General features: G+C 33.9%; 17 protein-coding genes, 1 riboswitch and 1 other annotated feature. Of the genes, 1 reads left to right on the top strand and 16 read right to left on the bottom strand.

Annotation, left to right across the window (positions count from 1 at the left end):
• Window positions 1–235: 235 nt before the first annotated feature.
• The 14 genes from dnaB to hutP all read right to left on the bottom strand — a co-directional run bounded on the left by dnaB (window position 236) and on the right by hutP (window position 16,654).
• Window positions 236–1,636, bottom strand: coding sequence for a replicative DNA helicase (gene dnaB / locus CD129_RS03775; protein ID WP_174221873.1), 1,401 nt, complete (start codon window positions 1,634–1,636; stop codon window positions 236–238).
• A gap of 99 nt (window positions 1,637–1,735) precedes the next feature.
• Window positions 1,736–2,182, bottom strand: a complete 447-nt coding sequence (gene rplI, locus CD129_RS03770; protein ID WP_078357207.1) for a 50S ribosomal protein L9 — start codon at window positions 2,180–2,182, stop codon at window positions 1,736–1,738.
• A complete protein-coding gene (locus tag CD129_RS03765; protein WP_115336937.1) occupies window positions 2,182–4,146 on the bottom strand; it encodes a DHH family phosphoesterase in 1,965 nt (654 codons plus the stop codon). Before CD129_RS03765 ends, rplI begins: the two co-directional genes overlap by 1 nt.
• 14 nt (window positions 4,147–4,160) lie before the next feature.
• Entirely contained in the window at window positions 4,161–5,078 is a 918-nt protein-coding gene (locus CD129_RS03760) for a DUF2232 domain-containing protein (RefSeq protein ID WP_239732741.1), read from the bottom strand.
• 81 nt (window positions 5,079–5,159) lie between these two features.
• The gene (metX, locus tag CD129_RS03755) at window positions 5,160–6,131 is read right to left on the bottom strand and encodes a homoserine O-acetyltransferase MetX (RefSeq protein WP_078357205.1); all 972 of its coding nucleotides are present in this window, start codon (window positions 6,129–6,131) and stop codon (window positions 5,160–5,162) included.
• A gap of 67 nt (window positions 6,132–6,198) precedes the next feature.
• Window positions 6,199–6,300: riboswitch (SAM riboswitch) on the bottom strand.
• A gap of 66 nt (window positions 6,301–6,366) precedes the next feature.
• Window positions 6,367–6,693, bottom strand: a complete 327-nt coding sequence (locus tag CD129_RS03750) for an AzlD domain-containing protein (RefSeq protein ID WP_078357204.1) — start codon at window positions 6,691–6,693, stop codon at window positions 6,367–6,369.
• Window positions 6,690–7,385 (bottom strand): AzlC family ABC transporter permease, encoded by a 696-nt coding sequence (locus CD129_RS03745; protein WP_078357203.1) that lies wholly within the window; start codon window positions 7,383–7,385, stop codon window positions 6,690–6,692. Before CD129_RS03745 ends, CD129_RS03750 begins: the two co-directional genes overlap by 4 nt.
• A gap of 770 nt (window positions 7,386–8,155) precedes the next feature.
• The gene (locus CD129_RS03740) at window positions 8,156–8,671 is read right to left on the bottom strand and encodes a YceI family protein (protein WP_078357202.1); all 516 of its coding nucleotides are present in this window, start codon (window positions 8,669–8,671) and stop codon (window positions 8,156–8,158) included.
• A 124-nt stretch (window positions 8,672–8,795) separates the two neighbouring features.
• Window positions 8,796–10,073, bottom strand: a complete 1,278-nt coding sequence (gene serS / locus CD129_RS03735) for a serine--tRNA ligase (RefSeq protein WP_078357201.1) — start codon at window positions 10,071–10,073, stop codon at window positions 8,796–8,798.
• A 64-nt stretch (window positions 10,074–10,137) separates the two neighbouring features.
• Window positions 10,138–10,332, bottom strand: a binding site (T-box leader).
• A 48-nt stretch (window positions 10,333–10,380) separates the two neighbouring features.
• Window positions 10,381–11,622: an imidazolonepropionase gene (hutI, locus tag CD129_RS03730; RefSeq protein WP_115336936.1), complete on the bottom strand. Its 1,242-nt coding sequence runs from the start codon at window positions 11,620–11,622 to the stop codon at window positions 10,381–10,383.
• Window positions 11,615–13,282 carry a urocanate hydratase gene (hutU, locus tag CD129_RS03725; protein ID WP_078357199.1) on the bottom strand — a complete coding sequence of 556 codons (1,668 nt, stop codon included), beginning with the start codon at window positions 13,280–13,282 and terminating at the stop codon, window positions 11,615–11,617. Before hutU ends, hutI begins: the two co-directional genes overlap by 8 nt.
• Before the next feature lie 17 nt (window positions 13,283–13,299).
• Entirely contained in the window at window positions 13,300–14,613 is a 1,314-nt protein-coding gene (locus tag CD129_RS03720) for a YjiH family protein (RefSeq protein ID WP_170167667.1), read from the bottom strand.
• 24 nt (window positions 14,614–14,637) lie between these two features.
• On the bottom strand, window positions 14,638–16,122 hold the full coding sequence (gene hutH, locus CD129_RS03715) for a histidine ammonia-lyase (RefSeq protein ID WP_078357197.1): 1,485 nt from the start codon (window positions 16,120–16,122) through the stop codon (window positions 14,638–14,640).
• A 94-nt stretch (window positions 16,123–16,216) separates the two neighbouring features.
• Window positions 16,217–16,654: a hut operon transcriptional regulator HutP gene (hutP, locus tag CD129_RS03710; RefSeq protein WP_078357196.1), complete on the bottom strand. Its 438-nt coding sequence runs from the start codon at window positions 16,652–16,654 to the stop codon at window positions 16,217–16,219.
• Between the two features lie 222 nt (window positions 16,655–16,876).
• Here hutP and CD129_RS03705 point away from each other — a divergent pair, with 222 nt between their 5' ends.
• Window positions 16,877–17,686: an NAD(P)H-hydrate dehydratase gene (locus CD129_RS03705; protein ID WP_078357195.1), complete on the top strand. Its 810-nt coding sequence runs from the start codon at window positions 16,877–16,879 to the stop codon at window positions 17,684–17,686.
• 82 nt (window positions 17,687–17,768) lie between these two features.
• Here the strand turns inward: CD129_RS03705 and gyrA are convergent, their stop codons facing one another.
• Window positions 17,769–20,366 (bottom strand): DNA gyrase subunit A, encoded by a 2,598-nt coding sequence (gyrA, locus tag CD129_RS03700; protein WP_107509108.1) that lies wholly within the window; start codon window positions 20,364–20,366, stop codon window positions 17,769–17,771.
• Between the two features lie 33 nt (window positions 20,367–20,399).
• Window positions 20,400–22,322: a DNA topoisomerase (ATP-hydrolyzing) subunit B gene (gyrB, locus tag CD129_RS03695; RefSeq protein ID WP_115336934.1), complete on the bottom strand. Its 1,923-nt coding sequence runs from the start codon at window positions 22,320–22,322 to the stop codon at window positions 20,400–20,402.
• Window positions 22,323–22,327 lie beyond the last annotated feature (5 nt).

Raw genomic sequence — 22,327 nt, 5'->3', positions numbered from 1 at the left:
ATAACTAAATTGCAAACTAAAAACGAACATTAGTCATGAGTGTTTTTTTACATTTTGTAATCACATCACAATGTCTAATAAACGCCTTAACCATAGTAATTAAAAGGTTTTTAACCAAAATCACTAACTATAAAAACACAAACATAAAGAAATAATAGTGTCTTTACACAAAACAAAAGACGTACATTATAATAGAAAGTCCTATAAATGTACGTCTTTAAGCCTAAAAACTTTTTTATCCAAATTCCATTCCTGCATGTTGATAATCGATATCTGTGAATTTGTTGTATTGTTTCATGAAATGCAGTTTAACTGTGCCGGTTGGACCGTTACGTTGTTTAGCAATGATAATTTCTATTTCACCATTATCATCTTGTGCACCAGCATCAACTGCTTCACCATCTTCGTCTTCTCCGCCTCTTGAATAATAATCATCTCTATACAAGAAGGCAACAATATCAGCATCTTGCTCAATAGAACCTGATTCACGAATATCACTCATCATCGGTCTCTTATCTTGTCTTTGCTCAACGCCACGAGATAATTGACTTAATGCGATAACTGGACACTCTAATTCCCTTGCTATTGCTTTAAGCATACGAGATATTTCAGATACTTCTTGTTGTCTATTATCTGAACTTCGTGAACCACTACCTTGAATTAACTGTAAGTAGTCAATCACAATCATATCTAAGCCATGCTCTTGTTTCAGTCTACGACATTTTGCACGAATATCCGTTATACGAATACCTGGTGTATCATCAATAAATATTTTTGTACGAGACAATTTACCTACTGCAACTGTAAATCTGCTCCAGTCTTCTTCTGTCATAGAACCTGTACGCAATCTATTTGAATCGACATTACCCGTACTACAAATCATACGTGTTGCCAGCTGATCTGCACCCATTTCGAGTGAGAAGATTCCAACAGAGTATAAATCTTGATGTGTTGCTACTTGTTGAGCAATATTTAATGCGAAGGCAGTCTTACCGACAGAAGGACGTGCCGCAATAATAATTAAATCATTGCGGTTAAATCCTGCTGTCATTTGGTCTAAATCTCTATATCCTGTTGGTATTCCTGGCGTTTGACCACTGTTTTGGTCTAGTTGCTCAGCATTATCAAATACTATACTTAAGACATCTTTTATGTCTTTGAATCCTTCTGTACCTCTTGAAGCAGAAATTTCTAATATTCTTTTTTCTGCGTCACCTAACAACGATTCTAAATCAAGCTCTGGATTATACCCATCTTCAGCAATACTATCTGCTACACGAATCAATTGACGTTTCACTGCATGTTTAAACACTATATCTATGTAGAAATGAATATTTCTAGTTGTTGGGACATTGTTTGCTAATTCAGCTAAGTATGCTGGGCCACCCGCTTCTTCTAACAAAGATTCAGCTGCTAACTCATCCATCAGTGTTACCGAATCAATTTCTTTATTCTGCTCACTTAACATCAACATTGCTCTAAAGATATGTTGGTGATTTGCACGATAGAAAGCTTCAGGTATTAATGTTTCACCTGTTGAGTTAATCAGTTCAGGATCAATCAAGATTGCACCGATAACAGATTGTTCAGCCTCTATACTATGGGGCATTTGTTTCGCATTCATCATATTATCCATACCATCCATACTGATTACTCCTTTCCGTTTTTAATATTTTTTATTATAACGCATTAAAATAGGTCGGTAAATCAAATACCGACCATTTTAATGGATTACTTAAGCTTCAACAACGTGTACTTTTAATGTTCCAGAAACTTTATTATGAAGTTTAATAGGAACATTTGTATAACCTAAACTATGAATGCCATTAGGTAAGTCCATTTTGCGTTTATCTACTTTAATTTGGTGTTGTTTTTCTAATGCTTGTGTAATTTGTTTAGTACTTACTGAACCAAACAATTTACCACCTTCACCTGTTTTAGCAGAAATTTCAACTTCTAATTCTTTTAATTTTTCTGCAAGTGCTTTTGCATCATCTATTTCTTGTTGTTTCAACTCTTCTTGGCGTTTATTTTGTTGTTCTAATTGTTTCATATTACCTGGAGTTGCTTCAACAGCAAAATTATTTTTTATTAAGTAATTTTGACCATAGCCTACTGGTACGTCTTTTACTTCGCCTTTTTTACCTTTACCTTTAACGTCTTGTGTGAAAATAACTTTCATTATTCTTCCACTCCTTTTTCGTCTGATTCAACAACCTTAATTAATTCTTCGATTGCTTTCTCTACTGATGTATTTTTAATTTGTGTTGCGGCATTTGATAAATGACCGCCTCCACCTAATGCTTCCATTGTTAATTGTACATTCACTTCACCTAACGAGCGTGCGGAAATACCAATTGTATCTTCAGATCGTCTTGCTACTACGTAAGATGCTTCCACACCTTCTAAGCCTAGCAACTCATCTGCAGCCTGTGCAACTGTAACAGGGTGATAAGTTTGATGATCTTCTCCATGAGCAATTGCGACACCATTGCGTAACAGTTTAACTGTCTTAATTAAATCCGAACGTTTAATGTACGTATCTATATCATCTTTTAAGAAATGCTGACAAAGAATTGTATCTGCGCCATGACTTCTTAAAAAGCTTGCTGCATCAAATGTTCGTGATCCAGTTCTTAACGTAAAGTTACGTGTATCAACTATAATACCTGCTAACATGATGGTTGATTCTATTCTTGTTAAACGATGTTCTGTTGGTTGATATTCAAGCAATTCAGTTACAAGTTCAGCAGTTGAACTTGCGTAAGGCTCCATATAAACAAGTAGCGGACTAGATATAATGCTTTCTCCTCGACGATGATGGTCGATCACTACTTTTCTATTTGCTTTATTCAACAAATTCTCATCTATTACTAGTTCTGGTTTATGCGTGTCTACAACTACTAGCGTTGTGCGTGGTGTCATTTCATGCCATGCTTCTTCTGAAGTAATAAATCTTTCCTTAAGGTCAGGCTTCTCGTCTATTTCAGTCATAACACGTTCTAATGTACTATCAATATCAGAGTCATTCAACACAATATAAGACTCTAAATTATTCATTTTGGCTATACGAGAAACACCGATTGCTGCACCGATTGCATCCATATCAGGTGATTTATGACCCATAATAATAACCTTGTCACCTTCAATTAAGATATCTCTTAATGCATGTGAAATAACACGGGCACGGACTCTTGTTCTTTTTTCCATTGGGTCTGTTTTACCGCCATAAAATCTCACATTACCATTACTATTCTTAATTGCAACTTGGTCTCCACCACGTCCGAGCGCTAAGTCTAAACTTGATTGTGATAGTTCACCTAATTCAATTAAGTTCTCACTACCTTCACCAATACCGATACTCAATGTTAACTGGTGTCCAATTTCTCTTGTTCTATCTCTTAAGTCATCTAATAAATTGAACTTCAATGTTTCAATATCTTCTAGAATACTGTTATTTAATAATGCTATAAATTGATCAGAACTATATCGTTTAATAAATAGTTGATAACGTGATGACCAATCGTCTACAACACGTGTAATGATACTATTGACTTCAGAACGTTGAGAATCATTCATGTTCTGAGTAATTTCGTCATAGTTATCTAAGAAAATTGTCGCTATGATCGGTTTTTCATTTTCATATAATTCATATACATGTGAAGACTCTGTTATATCAAACAGATAAATAGCTTTTTCATCTTCAGTATATGTAACCTTATATTTATAAGAACCTTCTTCAATCTCTACTTCATGTGTGTTTTCTAATCTTTTTAAAATATTTGGAAAAACTTCATTAATTGGTTCGTCTAAAACATCTCGTTCTATACGTTTATTTATAAAATTATTAATCCATTCGATATGATCTTTTTTATCTAATAGTATTACACCTATTGGTAAGTCACTGACAGCACTCGTTTTACTTTTAGTAATTCTTCCGGCTAAACTCCCAATATATAAATCTAATTTTAAGAAGCTCTTTCTAATAAAAAATATGCTCACTGCAATTAGAATTACTGTAACAACCGTCGAAATAATCGCCCAATATATAGAATTAAAAAAACTGAATACAAGTATCACTAAAGCTAATATCATCATAATTATGTACGGAAATATTAGGGCTTTCTTAACTGATTGACGGTTCATAAACTCACCTCAATTTACTTTTTTATGCGTTGTTTTAAATTAAACCAAATATCCATCAATCCAAATAAGTACGCAAATGGTTTAAACACAAATGCCAATACAAATATCAAAACTCCCACAACAACAGGTAGTTTTTTCACTTTTACAAATAAATGGAACAACGATAATGCTTGAATAAATATAACCCATTCTAACACAAATTGTAAGTTAGTGACTATACCATACATCACAACATTTTCTTTCGTTACAAACAAACTTATCAGCACGGTTATCACAAATACAAAAGCTACACTTCTATTAATTTGCCACATAAATAATGGTCTAAATACTGGTGTCGCTACTTTGAATTTTCTTAGTATAGGGAATGTCACAAGTAAATTAACAAATACTAATAAAAATACCCATAATACTATATACCCAGGAATACTTGCTTGTAATATTTCTAATGAAGTTTGTAATGTTTCTTCAATTTCAGTCGTTAAATTTCCACCCATTTCAAAGTAAGAAATTAAAACATCATGATACTGACTGAAAAACTTGCTTGTTAAAGGTAGGTTTCCCGTAATTTGTAAAATTAATACACTACCTATTGTTAAAATACTCATAAACGTTGTCACTAAGTATAGAATACGTTCTTTTGATGTACGTTCAACGAGCAATTGACCTATGAAAACACTCATAAATATCATAAGCGTCATGACTGTTAATAAAAATACATTATTAAATAATACGGTCGCACATAAGGTCACGACGACTGTCACAAAAAATGACGGTTTAGATCGATACCAGAGTATTGTTCCGGGTATCGTAATGAACGGTAATATAATAATCGCTAAATATGGTACAAGACTCATGACAACCACACTAAGCACAAGTACTAATGTTGCAATAATTGTCGCTTTTATATCGACTTTAAAAGACAAATTTTTCACTTCCCAATCTAATTTAAACATCTTTCTCTATTTTACAGATTTTTAACGCTTAAAACAACGTACGTGACTTTTCAGATGATATTAACGCGCTTTAAATTTATGTAATTTTAAGAAGTGATATACGTAAGGTGCCCAATCTCCAAAGTTTAATAGAAATCCATCATGGCCAACATTGTCTGGTACGAAGAAATGTCTATGATATTTAAAGAATCTACCTAAAGCTCTAACTTGATCATCTGGATACAATAAATCATCAGCGAACCCTAAAGTTAATACTTTCGTTTCGAGTTGTTGTAACCTTTCTTCGACATCATCACGACCTTTAAATATGTCATGACTATCTAATACATCTAACAATGTTAAATAACAATCTTTATTGAAGACATCTTTAAATTTATTACCTTGATATTTTTGGTAACTCACTACATCATCCGCTGAAAATCTCGATTCATAATCTTTACTTGAACGGTAAGTTAAGAAGCCTATCTGTCTTGCGATACTTAAGCCATCTTGTCCATTCATATTTATAACTTGTCTAGCAATCTCATTAAACGCTCTACTATATGATGAAGTCTTCTCTGTAGCTGCTAATATAACTGCTTTTTTAACTTCAATAGATCCGTCATAAAGCATTTCTAAAGTTTGCATTCCACCTAGAGAACCACCAATTAATACATCTATTTTTTCGTAGCCAAAATGTTTTAACGCTAAAATATTTGCTTTAGAAATATCTCTCATAGACAATCTCTCAGGAAAGTCGGGCGTATTCAATTTAGAGCTTGAACCATAAGGGCTACCAATCACATTGAATGTTATAAACTGATAATCATTGATTGAAAGATAACCACCATCAATAATTTCTCTCCACCAACCTGGATTTTCATCATCTCCATAAGTAAGATGATTCCCTGTTAAAGCATGACAAACAACAACTAAAGGCTGTCCTTTGTGACCTACATATTCATATTGAAGCTTTAAATTATCTATCACTTCACCAGATTCTGTTTCGAAATGTCCTAGTTCAACTAAACCTGTGTCTCGAGAAATAAGCATATTAGAACCTCCTTGTTATTAAATAGAAAGACTTCTTACTCGTTAAAGAAGTAAGAAGTCCTCATCATCCTTATTATGCGAGTAAACTCGTTGGTAGTAGCACCGTATCTTAAACGACCGGTTGCTGAAGTGTCATCGGGCCAAATCCCTTAACTTCTCTGAATAAGCTTTGCTATATAATTTATATTAAGAATACTAGAAAAGTGCATTTCTTTCAATAAGTTAACGAATGAAATTAAAAGACTAATCGAACAATCGCCATGATGAACATTCCTGCTATAACTGATATCGTTAAACTTCTAGAAATTAAAGCTATCATCAATGTTGGAATGGCAACGAAAATACTTTCGTAGTTGAATGTGAACCCAGAATGACCTTCTTGATTTAACATACCTTCAACAATCAATGCTGTAAATAAACATACAGGCACATATTGCAGCCATTTAATCACACTTTTAGGAAATTCAACCTTTGATAAAAATGCAAAGGGCGATACCCTTATAACCCACGTTAAAATAAAACAACCCAAAATAATAAGCATTAAATACATTGAAATACTCATTTATCAAACACCACCCCTGCGACTGAAGCAATGATCGTCGCTAAAATAATAGATAAATAAGTCGGCATAAAACATGTAAGAATTATCATACAAATGGTTGTTAAGACAATTAAAAATATATAAAAGAAAACTTTGGTTTTATGTATTGTTTCAAACTGTGCGACGAGTAAAAATATAAACATCGCTGTTAAAGCGTAATCTAAACCAAAAGCTTCAGGCTTCGGAATCAAGTTTCCTACTAAACCACCTATTATTGAAGTCAATATCCACAATAAATAAGCAGAAATATTTAAACCGTGCATCCACGTAGCATTTAAAGCTTTTTCTTTAGCATATTTTGTTATTGCAACACCAAATGATTCGTCGGTCACGAGTGTTCCTATACCGATATTAGACCAAAATCCATTACCTTTAAACGCTGGGACTAACGCTAAACTTTGAAGAAACATTCTAGAATTAACAAAGAATACAGTTAATAAAATAGCTGATATAGGAGATTGAATTGCAACTAACGCACAAATAATAAATTGAGCCGCACCTGCATATACAAAGATAGATAACAAAGCAATTTCTAAAATAGATAAGCCTGATGAAACACCTACAATTCCAAATGCTAATGCAACACTAAAATATCCAAGCATCGTAGGTATACAATCTTTAACACCTTGAAGAAATAAAGTTTTATTCGTCATACTAGAACTGGTCAATTGCCTACCTCCAAACTACATAACGCCATTCAGGTTAGTCTAACGTTTGTCTAACCTCAGTCTGACTTACCTCTTTTTTTATTTTTAAATATGTCTTATTTTTATCATACATACCGCACTTTAGCAATAAGACCTGATTGTATATTAAATCCATTTTCATAACCTTTCTTGCCTAAAAAAAGACACCTGAAGAAAAAATATGCGTGAGAAACTACAGAATCGCACCCTACCCTAGACAAGCATGCACGTACAAAATCGTAAGATTTAAAAAAATAGATATATGTAACGATTTTGTATAGTGCGGACGCCTGAGGGAATAGTATGCGTGAGAGACTACAGGCTCGAACCCTACCCTAGGCAAGCATGCACGTACAAAATCATAAAATTTTATAAAAATAGATTATTAGTAACGATTTTGTGAAGTGCGGACGCCTGAGGGAATAGTATGTGTGAGAGACTACAGGCTCAAGCCATACCCCTAGGCAAGCATGCACTTTACAAAATCGTAAGATTTTATAAAAACAGATTATTAGTAACGATTTTGTATAGTGCGGACGCCTGAGGGAATAGTATGTGTGAGAAACTACAGAATCGTACCCTACCCTAGGCAAGCATGCACGTACAAAATCGTAAGTTTGTATAAAAAATAAGCATATCACTGTAACCTATATAAAATCAGTTACGTGATATGCTTATTTATTTTGAGTTAGGATTCATGTCCTAAACTCTCTAATCATTAAATAATCTATTTTAAATTATTCGCTTAAACCGAATTCTGCACTTGCTTCGAATTTAACTTCTCTACCGATCATTACGCCACCAGTTTCTAGTGCTTGGTTAAATGATACGCCATATTTTTCACGATCAATTTTACCGTTAACTACGAAACCTGTAACTGTTTCACCGTTTAATGGGTTTTTACTAACGCCATTGAAGTCAACATCGAATGTTTCTTCATGAGTTGTACCAGCCATTGTTAAATCACCAGTGATTGAATCTTCACTAATAGATTTTGTTTCAAACGTAATGTTTGGATTATCATCTGCACTGAAGAAATCTGCTGATTTTAAGTGTGCGTCACGGTCAGGATTTTTAGTGTTAATTGAGTTTGATTTAATTGTTACTGTTGCTTTTAATGATGAAAGATCATTTATATCTCCTGATACTGCTACATCATAATCTTCAAAAGTACCTTTTACGCGAGATACCATTAAATGTTTTACTGTAAATTCTAAACTACTGTGTGCTTTGTCAAAATTGAAATTAGTCATGTGTCAAAACTCCCTTTATTTATATTGTATACTTAGTATATCAGATATAAAAAGTATATTCAAGCATTAAATCTAAAAAAAGGTAACCAATATATGATTACCCTTTTTCAAAGTTTTAATTCAATTATAATTCAATTATTTTTTGTCCACCCATAAATGGTACTAATGCTTCAGGGACTGTGATTGATCCATCTTCATTTTGATAATTTTCAACGATTGCTGCAAATGTACGACCAACTGCTAAACCACTACCATTTAATGTGTGTACATATTCAGGTTTCGCATCTTTATCACGTTTAAATCTAATATTTGATCTTCTTGCTTGGAAATCAGTCATATTTGAACATGAGCTAATTTCTTTGTAATCATTGTAGCTTGGTAACCATACTTCTATATCGTATGTTTTAGTACTTCCAAAGCCTATATCACCTGTACATAGATTAACTGTTCTATATGGTAATTCTAACGTTTTAAGGATATTCTCAGCATGCTCTGTAAGCTCTTCTAATGCTTTAAATGAATCTTCAGGTCTTTCATATCTTACCATCTCTACTTTGTTAAACTGATGTAATCTAATTAAGCCTCTTGTATCTCTACCAGCTGAACCTGCTTCACTTCTGAAACATGCTGACTGCCCTGTAAATTTAATAGGAAATTGTTCATTTTGTAGTACTTCATTACGATAGAAATTCGTTAACGGTACTTCTGCTGTAGGAATTGTATATAATCCTTCTTTTTCAACTTTGAATAAATCTTCTTCAAATTTAGGTAGTTGACCAGTTCCAAACATAGAATCAGCATTTACAAGTTGTGGCACCATCATTTCAGTATAACCATGTTGTGTTGTATGCATCGTTACCATGAAATTCATAAGTGCTCTTTCAAGTTGTGCACCTTTACCAGTTAAAAATACGAAACGTGCACCAGAGACTTTAGCAGCTCTTTCGAAATCTGCCATTTTCAAGCTTTCAACTAAATCCCAATGTGCTTTAGATTCGAAATCAAATGTTCTAGGTGTACCCCATTTACGAACTTCTACATTGTCATTTTCATCTTTACCAACTGGTGTTTCGTCACTAATTAAATTAGGGATTCTAACTAATTTATAAGTAACATCATCATTTAATTGATTTAAAGTTTGATCTATTTCTTTAATTTGGTCTCCAACTTGACGCATTTCTAAAATAACATCATCCGCATTTTCTTTATTACGTTTTTTCTGAGCGATTTCTCCACTTACTTTATTACGACGAGATTTAAGTTCTTCTGTTTGAGCAATTAACTCACGACGTTTTTTATCAAGTTCTAGAATTTCATCGATGACTTTTGGGTCATCACCTCTTTTTGCTACTTTGTCTTTAACGAATTCTGGTTCAGATCTAATTAACCTAATGTCTAACATAATATTTCCTCCCTCTTATTCCAATATTGTTTAAGAAAAAAAGCACCACGTTCCTTGTTATTACACAAGGGACGTGGTGCTTACGCGTTGCCACCCTATTTAACAGTCACTAAGACTGCACTCTAAGTCATATAACGGTTTAAACCGATTGTTATTCTTAAAAGGATAGATTCATTTAAGTTTCATGTCTTGTTTCCACCAACCACAAGCTCTCTTTACATTACGCCTTAAATTACTTATTCCTAAACAATATGGATATTAAATTAACCTAAATATATCAAATCGACATCACATTTTCAAGATATACTTATGATTCAGTTAATAAGCCTGTATTTTCGTACACTTTTTTACCATTGATAATAACGGTTTGAGCATGATTAACTCCGTAATGATAAGGTAAATATTCATGGTTTGGAATATCCCAAACGACAACATCAGCTTGATCGCCTTTTTCAAGAGTTCCTGCATCAGCATCTATTGCTTTAGAAGCATTCACTGTAACAGCATTCCATATTTCATTAGGCGTAAGCTTTAATTTTAAAGCAGCAATACTCATCACTAGTTGAAGGTTATCTGTTACACAACTACCCGGATTGAAGTCTGTCGCAATTGCAATTGCACCATTTTGATCAATCATCCCTCTAGCATCTGCATATTGATCTTTGCCTAAATAGAATGTTGTACCAGGTAATAATACAGCAACTGTATTACTATCTTTTAAAGCAGCTTTATCTTCTTCACTTGAAGCAACAAGATGGTCTGCTGAAATTGCACCTTCATCAATTGCTAGTCCTAATCCACCAAGAGGATCAATTTCATCAGCATGGATTTTAACTTTTAATCCTTTTTCTTTTGCTGCTTTCATATAACGTCTTGATTCTTCAGTTGTGAATACACCAGTTTCACAGAATATATCTGCAAAATCAGCTTTATCTTTCACATCATCTAATAAATCTATCATTTCTTGTAAAAATGTAGCATTATCTTTAGCATCTTTAGGAACTGCGTGTGGTCCGAGGAAAGTGTGTTTCATTCTGATAGGTGTATCTTTATCCAATTGATGCGCAACATTTAATTGTTTTAATTCGGTTTCTTTATCCAATCCATAACCGCTTTTAGCTTCAACTGTCGTTGTGCCAAATTGGATCATTCTAACAATTTCTTTTTTAGATTTATTGTAAAGTTCTTCTTCAGTTGATTTGCGCGTTGATTCAACTGTACTTAAAATACCGCCACCTTGTTTCAATATATCTAAGTAACTCACACCTTGTTGTTTAAGCGCCATTTCATGCTCTCTAGACCCACCGAACACTAAATGTGTATGTGCATCTATTAAACCTGGAGAGACAACTTTGTTTGAAGCATCTATTACTTCTTTTGCTTCATATTCTTCAGAATGCTCCCCTGCATATATAACTTTGCCATCTTTAACAGCTACAGTACCATTTTTAATTACTGTTAATTCGTTTAATTTTTTACCTTTAAGAGGTCGGTCAGTCTTTTTTGGTAAAATTAATTCGCCTATGTTTTGAATTAAAATATCATTCATTGTTATCTTTCTCCTTTAACATTGGAATATCTACATTTTTTTCTTTTGCAGTATCGATTGCAATGTCATAACCTGCATCTGCATGTCTTACTACACCCATACCCGGATCTGTTGTTAATACTCTTCCTAGACGTCTATCAGCACGTTCACTACCATCTGCTACAACTACCATACCAGCATGTAATGAATAACCCATACCTACGCCACCACCATGGTGAACTGAAATCCAAGAGCCACCTGCCGCAGTATTAACAAGTGCATTTAATATTGCCCAGTCACCTACAGCGTCTGATCCGTCTTTCATTGATTCTGTTTCTCTGTTTGGAGATGCTACAGATCCAGAATCTAAGTGGTCACGACCAATTACAATTGGAGCTGAAATTTCACCATTTCTAACAAGTTCATTTAAAGCTAAGCCCATTTTTGCACGTTCTCCATATCCTAACCATGCAATTCTAGAAGGTAACCCTTGGAAGGCGATTTTTTCTGCTGCCATGTCTAACCAACGCATTAATTTTTCATCTTCTGGGAATAACTCTCTCATTAGTTGATCTGCTCTTTCAATATCTTTTGGATCTCCACTTAATGCTGCAAATCTAAATGGACCTTTACCTTCACAGAACAATGGACGAATATAAGCAGGTACAAATCCTGGGAAGTCAAAAGCATTTTCTAAACCTTCATCAAATGCTACTTGTCGGATATTATTTCCATAGTCAAAAGCTACTGAACCTTTTTCTTGGAATTTCAACATTGCATCGACATGTTTTTTCATAGATGCTGAAGATAATTTAACGTATTTTTTAGGATCACTTTCTCGTAATTTGTCCGCTTCTTCTAATGAATAACCTTCTGGAACATATCCATTTAAAGGATCATGTGCTGAAGTTTGGTCTGTTACGATATCAATCTTAAATCCTCTATTTAAGATTTCATGATGTACTTCAGCTGCATTACCTACTAAACCTATTGCAAGTGGTTTGCCTGCTTTTTTAGCTTCTTCAGCTTTTTCTAAAGCTTCATCTAAAGATTCCGTAATAATATCACAGTATCTAGTCTCAATTCTCTTTTCGATTCTTGAAGGATCGACGTCTACACCAATTACTACCCCTTCATTCATTGTTACTGCTAATGGTTGAGCACCGCCCATTCCACCTAATCCAGCAGTTAAAGTGATTGTACCTTTTAATGAACCACCAAAATGTTGATTTGCAAGTTCTGCAAATGTTTCAAAAGTACCTTGAACGATACCTTGAGAACCGATATAAATCCAACTACCTGCAGTCATTTGACCATACATCATAAGCCCTTTTTTATCTAATTCATGGAAATGTTCCCAATTTGCCCATTTAGGTACAAGTACAGAGTTTGATAATAATACTCTTGGTGCTTCTTCATGAGTTTTGAATACAGCTACTGGCTTACCTGATTGTACAAGCATTGTTTCATCGCTTTCTAATCTTCTTAACGTTTCAACAATCGCATCAAAGCTTTCCCAGTTACGAGCCGCTTTACCAATACCACCATACACAACTAATTTCTCTGGATGTTCTGCCACTTCAGGATCAAGGTTGTTATATAACATTCTAAGTACCGCTTCTTGTTCCCAACCTTTACATTCAATTTCTAAACCTTTTTTAGCTTTAATTTCTCTAGACATTTGTCATTTCCCCTTTTCTAAAAAATTAATAAACTGAACGGTATCGCAATTAATAATGTGAGTGCGACACGAATAAACCAAATTACTACCAATTTCCAAATTGGAATTTTGATATCTGTTGCCAAAATACAAGGTACCAAAGCAGAGAAGAATATAATTGCTGAGATACTTGTAATAGCTGTAACAAACTTAACTTCTATCGCTGCTTTCACAACAAGTAATGATGGTAAGAACATTTCTATGATTGATATTGTAGAAGCTTTTGCTAATAATGCTTTATCATCGATTGGGAACAGATATATAAACGGATAGAATATATAACTTAACCAGTCAATAATAGTCGTAAAATTAGCTAACACTAATCCTAAAAATCCAATTGATAAGATTGAAGGTAATATTGCCATTGTCATTTCTATACCATCTTTTAAATTTGCCATGATGTTTTTAAATAATGTTAATGATTGATGTGATTGAAGCTTTGCTTCTCTGTAAGCTGCCTTAAAATAATTGCCTTTAACTGTAACTTCTTTTTGACCTTCTTGATTATTATAATAAGCTTCTGACTCACCTGAAATTGGTGGTAAGTGTGCAGAAATTGCCGTTACAATAAAAGTAATAACCAATGTAATCCAGAAGAATAAATTCCACATACTCATTAAATCTAAAGTATTAGCTACGATAACCATAAATGTAGCCGATACAGTTGAAAATCCAGTTGCAATAATAACCGCTTCTTTTTTGTTATACATTCCGTCTTTATAAACTCTATTTGTAATGAGTAATCCTAAAGAATAACTTCCTACAAATGAAGCAACTGCATCGACGGCAGACTTACCAGGCGTCTTAAATATTGGTCTCATAATTGGTTGCATCAGCACACCGATAAATTCTAATAGTCCATAACCAACTAAGAATGATAAAGCAATTGCACCAACAGGTATAAGTACACTAAGTGGTAACATTAATTTATCAAAAAGAAACGGCCCATAATCCGGTTTAAAGAGTAATTGTGGTCCTACCTTAAAGACATACATACACCCAATTACTGCTCCCATAACTTTAAACAATACTAATATAAAGTCAGTTATAGATTTCTTAAAGTCCATACGTACAATTGGTAATATCGCACCTATTAAAATAATGATGAGTGCATAATAAGCCATAAAATCACCAAGTAAACTGCGTATACCTAGATGTATATGATCGACTAAAATCGTACTCTGTCCACCAATCTCCATCGGTATAAAGAACAACACAATTCCTAATAAGCTAAATACATAAAATCTCCACATATCCTTACCTTTGTTGTCTAATTTCTGATTATTCACCATAACACCCCTTTGTTTGTTCAATAATTATCTTAAATATTCACAAACTTTTTCTATATCATGATGGAATACTCTATCGTGTGTGATGGAAGGAACGACTGCTCTTAGTTCGTCGTATTTCGCTTTTGTCTTAGGTGATAATTTATCCACACCTTTGATTTCTACAGCTTGTAATGCAATGATGCACTCTATAGAAATCACTCTTCTTACATTCTGAATGATTTGATAAGCATGTCTTGCTCCAATAGTCCCCATAGAAACATGATCTTCTTGATTTGCTGAAGAAGGAATTGAATCTACACTTGCTGGGTGAGCTAATGTTTTATTTTCTGATACTAATGAAGCAGCTGCATATTGCATAATCATCGCGCCACTTTGTAATCCTGGTTCTGGACTTAAGAAGGCTGGTAGACCACCATTCAACTGAGGGTTTACAAGTCTCTCAAGTCTTCTTTCTGATACATTAGCTAACTCTGCAACACCAATTTTTAAGAAATCGACTGCAAATGCAATTGGTTGACCATGGAAGTTACCACCTGAAATAACAAGTGTTTCATCATCATTATCAAAGATAAGAGGATTGTCGTTTGCTGCATTCATTTCTAGTTCTAATTTTTCTTTTACGTAATTAAGTACTTGGAAGCTTGCCCCATGAATTTGTGGAATACATCTTAATGTATAAGCATCTTGGACGCGAACTTCACCTTGACGGGTTGTTAACTTAGATCCTTCCAACCAGTCTCTCATTCTTTCGGCTACTTCAACTTGTTCTTCAAAATTTCTCACAATATGCACATGTTCATCATAAGCATCTACAATACCGTTAAGTGCTTGATGTGTTAATGAAGAAATCCATTCAGCATTGTAAGCAATATTTTCTGCTTCTATATAAGCAATTACCCCTTGTGATGTCATTGCTTGTGTCCCATTAATAAGTGCTAATCCTTCTTTAGCTTGTAATGAATGAGGTTCTAGTCCAACTTCATGTAACACTTCTTTCGCATTACGCGTTACACCTTCGTATTGAACATCTCCTTCACCAATCAATGCCAATGCTAAGTGAGATAACGGCGCTAAATCTCCAGAAGCACCTAGTGAACCTTGCTCTGGTATAACAGGTATAATTCTTCGATTGATAAATTCTACAAGTAATTCCACGAGTGATTCTGTAACACCAGAGTGTCCCTTTAACATTGTGTTTAGCCTTAAGACCATCATGACTAATGACACATCGTTAGGAAATGCTTTACCAATACCACATGAATGTGAACGAATTAAGTTTACTTGTAAATCGTTATATTTTTCTTTTTCTATTAATACATCACTAAACAATCCAAATCCAGTTGTGATACCATAGATCGTTTCTTTATTTTTAATGATTCTTTCAACTGTTTCACGACTTTTTCTAACATTTACTAATGCTTCTTCTGAAATCGTAATTTGACCATTTTCTTTTAAAAATTCTTTAATATCTTGAATTGTTAAATCTTTACCATTTAGTACTAAAGCCATTTAAAACACTCCTTTTTCAGGACACAAAAAAATACAACAAATAACCATTTGTTGCACCTTTCTTATAGCTAATGTCTAGTAGGTGTTTCTATGTCTATATATGATTTATACCTAATCCGATTGTTTCATGTTCTTTACCTTTGATAGGTGCACCAATTGTACCGTATAAGCTAACTGCTATCCATTCACCTTCTCCAACATCTTTATATGGATAACCACGTACAATAGCAAATCTTAAGCCAACTGTTCGCATGATTTCACCTATAGATAATTCACCTCTCGTTATACCATTAACTGCTTCTAAAATTGCATGATATAAAGCATGAGTTTCTCTATAATGACTTTCTGAAATAATACCTTCTCTTCTAGCCGCTGTTTCAACCGATGCAATAATTTTGTTCAACGACATTGTTCCAATTTTGCCTACTAAAAATTGCATTTCTTTACACTGAGGCATCAGCTGTTTAGCAGTCTGCTCATCTGTAATAGTTAATAATGTAGCGTACTTTCCAATCGATATCTGTTCAGTCATGTAGAAGCTCCTATCTCGTCTAATATCTAATGTCTATATTTATATTTAGTATACGCTTTCAAAATTTTTATGACAATAGTTTTTAATACATCCGTAATTCAGTGATTGATTAATATATTAGCTTGTTAAAGTGATTTCTTTGTAATGTTTTAGAAATTACACTGTTCAATTTCAACTTTAAGTGGCATAATAAGTCGTACAATTATTTGAAGGTGGGTTAATATGAAGACAATTTCATCTGTCACAATTCCAAAAAGAGAACAAGAGTCTCACAAAGGGGATTATGGTAGGATATTATTAATCGGTGGTAACGCTAATTTAGGTGGCGCAATTATGTTAGCTGCAAGAGCTTGTGTATTTAGTGGTAGTGGTCTTATCACAGTTTCCACACATTCATCAAACTTTGCTGCTTTACATTCACGTTGTCCTGAAGCAATGGTTTCAGATATAACTGATTTAAAAAAGCTATCTAAATTAATCGAACTATCGGACTGTATTTTAATTGGTCCAGGACTCGGTTTAGATTTTAAAGGGAATAATACATTAACATTTCTATTCCAAAATATTCAGCCACACCAAACTTTAATTATTGATGGAGATGCTATTACAATTTTGAGTAAATTAAAGCATACTTTACCAGAATGTGAAATTATCTTCACTCCTCATCAAAAAGAATGGGAAAGACTGAGCAATATTCCTATAGAAGAACAAACATATGAAAAAAATAAAGAAGCAGTCGAAGCTTTGAATGCGACTGTAGTATTAAAAAAGCATGGTACAGAGTTGTTCTTTAAAGACCATGAATATAAATTATCAATTGGTACCCCAGCTATGGCTACAGGTGGAATGGGAGATACATTAGCAGGCATGATCACAAGTTTCGTAGGACAATTTGATTTAGAAGAAGCGGTTATAAATGCGTGTTATATACACAGCTATATCGGTGAAAAATTAGCTAAAGACATGTATATCGTCCCACCATCCAAACTTATAGATGAAATCCCATATGCTATGAAATCATTTGAGTCTTAGAAACAGACCATAAATTCTATATTTAAATGCAAAAAGAGGCTGAGACAAGTTAATTGTCTCAGCCTTTTATCATTATTATATATTATTCTTCGTCGTTATCTTGTTCTTCGATATCTTCATTTACTCGTTCTATGAAGTCTTCTCTTAAATCTTCTTTACCTTCATTCTCTTCTTCAGTAACTTCTGTATCTACAGTTTCTTCTGATACACCTTCTACTGGAGTTTCTGCTATTTCTTCTTCGTCTGGTTCAACTTTTGCAACTGTTGCAACGTGTTGGTTATCGCCTAAACGGATTAATCTAACACCTTGAGCGCTTCGTCCGTTTTGAGAAATATCTGAGACATGAAGTCTTATGATTACGCCTGAGTTTGTAACGATCATCAAGTCTTCATCACCTGCAACTGTTGTGATACAAACGAGATCACCATTTTTCTCATTTAAGGTAGCAGTCTTAATACCTTTACCGCCTCTATTAGAGATACGGTATTGGTCTGCTGATGTACGTTTACCATAACCATTTTCAGTTACGATCAGGATTTCATCTTGTTGTTCTTCATCTGTGATGTCTAGTCCTATTACTTCGTCACCATCTCGTAATGAAATACCTCTTACACCCGCTGCTGTTCTACCTAATGGACGTAACTTAGTTTCATCAAATCTAATTAATGAAGCATGTTTAGTACCAATAATAATTTCTTTAGTACCGTCCGTCAGTCTAACCGCTATAAGTTCATCACCTTCTTTAAAGTTGATTGCGATTTTACCATTTTTATTTATACGAGAGAAATTAGATAGTTTAGATCGTTTAACAGTACCATGTTTAGTAGCAAATACTAAGAAGTCTTCTTCACTTGATAGATCTTTGACTGCTATCATTGTACTAATCATTTCATCTTTATCTATTTCTAAAGCATTCACAATTGGTAACCCTTTAGACTGTCTAGACATCTCTGGAATTTCATAGCCTTTAAGTTTGTATACACGGCCTTTATTCGTAAAGAATAAGACATTATCGTGCGTACTTAATGTTACTAACTGACTAACAAAGTCGTCTTCTATAGTATTCATACCTTGTACACCACGACCACCTCTATTTTGAGAGCGATATGTAGAAACTGGTAATCGTTTAATATAGTTATTATGACTTAATGAAATAACAATTTGTTCTTCAGGAATTAAGTCTTCATCTTCTATTTGATCAAGACCGGCTGCAGTAATTTCAGTACGACGTTTGTCGCCATATTTATCTCTTATTTCAATAATTTCTTCTCTAATGATTTCAAGTAACTTTTCTTCATCTTTAAGAATCTCTATTAACTCTTCGATCAGTTTAAGTAACTCTTGATATTCATTTTCGATTTTGCCACGTTCTAATCCAGTTAATCGGCGTAAACGCATATCTAATATCGCTTGTGCTTGTCTTTCTGATAAATTAAAGCGATTTTGTAATCCATCCATAGCTTCTGAATCACTTTGTGACTCACGAATTAATGCAATGATTTCATCGATATGGTCTAACGCTATTCTTAAACCTTCAAGAATATGTGCTCTATCTTGTGCTTTTTTAAGGTTATATTTAGTACGTCTTGTTACGACTTCTTTTTGATGTTCTAAATAGTGGAATAGTACTGGACGTAATCCTAATAATTTAGGCTTACCATTTACTAAAGCAATCATATTTACACCAAATGAAGTTTGTAATGGCGTTTGTTTATATAAATTATTTAAAATAACATTCGCATTAGCATCTTTTCTTACTTCAATAACGATACGAACGCCGACTTTTAAGCTTGTTTCATCTCTTAAGTCTGTAATACCTTCGATTTTCTTATCACGTGCTAACTCAGCAATTTTTTCAATTAATCTTGCTTTGTTAACTTGGTAAGGAATTTCACTTACTACGATACGCTCTTTACCGTTCTTCATAACTTCTATTTCAGAACGAGCTCTCATTATGATGGAACCACGACCTGTTTCATAAGCGCGTCTAATTCCGCTTCTTCCCATAATTAAACCAGAAGTTGGAAAATCAGGACCTTGAACGATATCCATTAACTCATTCGTTGTAATTTCTGGATTATGACTTAATGCCAATACCCCGTCAATGACCTCATTTAAGTTATGTGGTGGAATGTTTGTAGCCATACCAACAGCTATACCTGAAGTACCATTTACTAATAAGTTAGGAAATCTTGCAGGTAAGACTACTGGCTCTCTTTCATTACCATCATAGTTATCTTGAAAATCAATTGTATCTTTGTTTATATCTCTCAATAATTCGCCTGTAATTTTAGACATACGTGCTTCAGTATAACGCATTGCAGCAGCACCATCACCATCCATAGAACCAAAGTTACCTTGGCCATCTACTAATGGATATCTATAACTAAAGTCTTGTGCCATACGTACCATTGCTTCATAAATAGATGAGTCACCATGAGGGTGATACTTACCCATTACGTCACCAACAATACGTGCAGATTTTTTGTATGGTTTATCTGAAGTCATACCTTGATCATTCATACCATATAAAATACGTCTATGAACTGGTTTCAAACCGTCTCTAACATCTGGTAAAGCACGAGATACAATTACGCTCATTGCATAATCTAAAAATGATTCTTTCATTTCTTTACTGATGTTACGTTCACTAACTCTTGATTGTGGTATTTCAGCCATTAATCATATCCTCCTTAAATCGTAAATGATGCTTTATATATCTAACGTTGCGTATTCGGCATTTTCTTCAATAAATTGACGACGAAACTCAACAACATCTCCCATAAGCATTTCAAAAGTTTCGTCAGCTTCTATCGCATCAGTTAGTGTTACTTTAAGCATTGAACGATGTTCAGGATTCATTGTTGTATCCCACAATTGATCAGCATTCATCTCTCCAAGACCTTTATAACGTGCTATAGATAATTTTGGTGTTGAGCTAAGTTCTTCTTTTAATTTATCTAATTCTCTATCGTTAAATACGTAATATTTTTTCTTACCTTGTTCGACTTTATATAAAGGTGGTTGTGCAATATACACATATCCCGCTTCAATAAGTGGTCTCATAAATCTATAGAAGAATGTTAATAATAACGTTCTAATATGAGCACCATCAACGTCAGCATCTGTCATAATAACTAGTTTATGATATCTAGCTTTACTAATATCAAATTCTCCACCAATACCTGTACCAAGACCCGTAATCATTGCACGGATTTCATTGTTGCCTAGAATTCTATCTAGACGTGCTTTTTCAACATTCAAAATTTTACCACGTAAAGGTAAGATGGCTTGTGTTCTAGAGTCTCTACCTAATTTCGCAGACCCACCAGCAGAGTCACCCTCAACGATATATAATTCACATTCGTCAGGCTTCTTACTTGAACAGTCAGCAAGTTTACCCGGTAAACTTGAAACTTCTAAAGCTGATTTACGTCTCGTTACTTCTCTTGCTTTCTTAGCAGCAAGACGAGCTCTAGATGCCATAACACCTTTATCAACAATAATTCTTGCTACGTTTGGATTTTCTAATAAGAATCTTTCAAATAGTTCAGAGAAAAGTTTATCAACAATTTGACGTACTTCTGAATTACCTAATTTAGTCTTAGTTTGACCTTCGAACTGAGGATCACTATGTTTGATAGATACAACAGCTGTCATACCTTCACGCACATCTTCACCAGAAAGCTTTTCTTCGTTTTCTTTAAGAAGTTTGTTCTTCAGTCCGTAGCTATTAATCACACGTGTTAAAGCACGTTTAAATCCATCCTCATGTGTACCACCTTCATAAGTATGAATGTTATTGGCATACGTAAGTAATGTTGTAGCAAAACCACCGTTATATTGAATTGCAATTTCAACTTCTACATCTTCTTTTGAATCGTGAATATAAATTGGTTCATCATATAATACATCTTTAGATTTATTTAACATTTCAACGTAAGATTTAATACCACCTTCGTAATGGTAAGAATCTTCTTGAATATTCTCTTCGTCTCTTTCATCTTTCAATGAAATTTGAATACCTTTATTTAAAAATGCTAATTCACGTATACGCTTTTGTAATGTTTCATAGTCGTATTCAGTTGTTTCAGTGAAGATTTCACTGTCTGCTTTAAAACGAATAGTCGTACCTGTATGTTCTGTTTCGCCAATGACTTTTAAATCAAATGCTGGTACGCCTCTTTCGTATGCTTGATGATATATTTTATTATTAAGGTGAACGTAAACTTCTAGTTCAGAAGATAGTGCGTTTACGACAGATGAACCTACACCATGTAGACCACCAGATACTTTGTATCCGCCACCGCCAAATTTACCACCAGCATGTAGAACGGTTAATATAACTTCTACAGCAGGACGACCCATTTTCTCTTGAATATCTACAGGTATTCCTCTACCGTTATCCGTTACTTTAATCCAATTATCTTTTTCAATCACAAGTTCTACATGATCTGCATACCCAGCTAAAGCTTCGTCAATACTATTATCAACAATTTCCCAAACTAGATGATGTAAACCTCTTGCAGCTGTAGAACCAATATACATACCAGGGCGTTTACGGACTGCCTCTAAACCTTCTAATACTTGTATCTGATCTGCACCATAACTTGTACCGTTATTTTGTTCTGACACGTATT

It is taken from the genome of Mammaliicoccus fleurettii, assembly GCF_003970575.1.
GTDB lineage: Bacteria > Bacillota > Bacilli > Staphylococcales > Staphylococcaceae > Mammaliicoccus > Mammaliicoccus fleurettii.
Note: the sequence above shows the minus strand (reverse complement) of the source record. Positions and strands in the feature narration are given on the sequence as shown.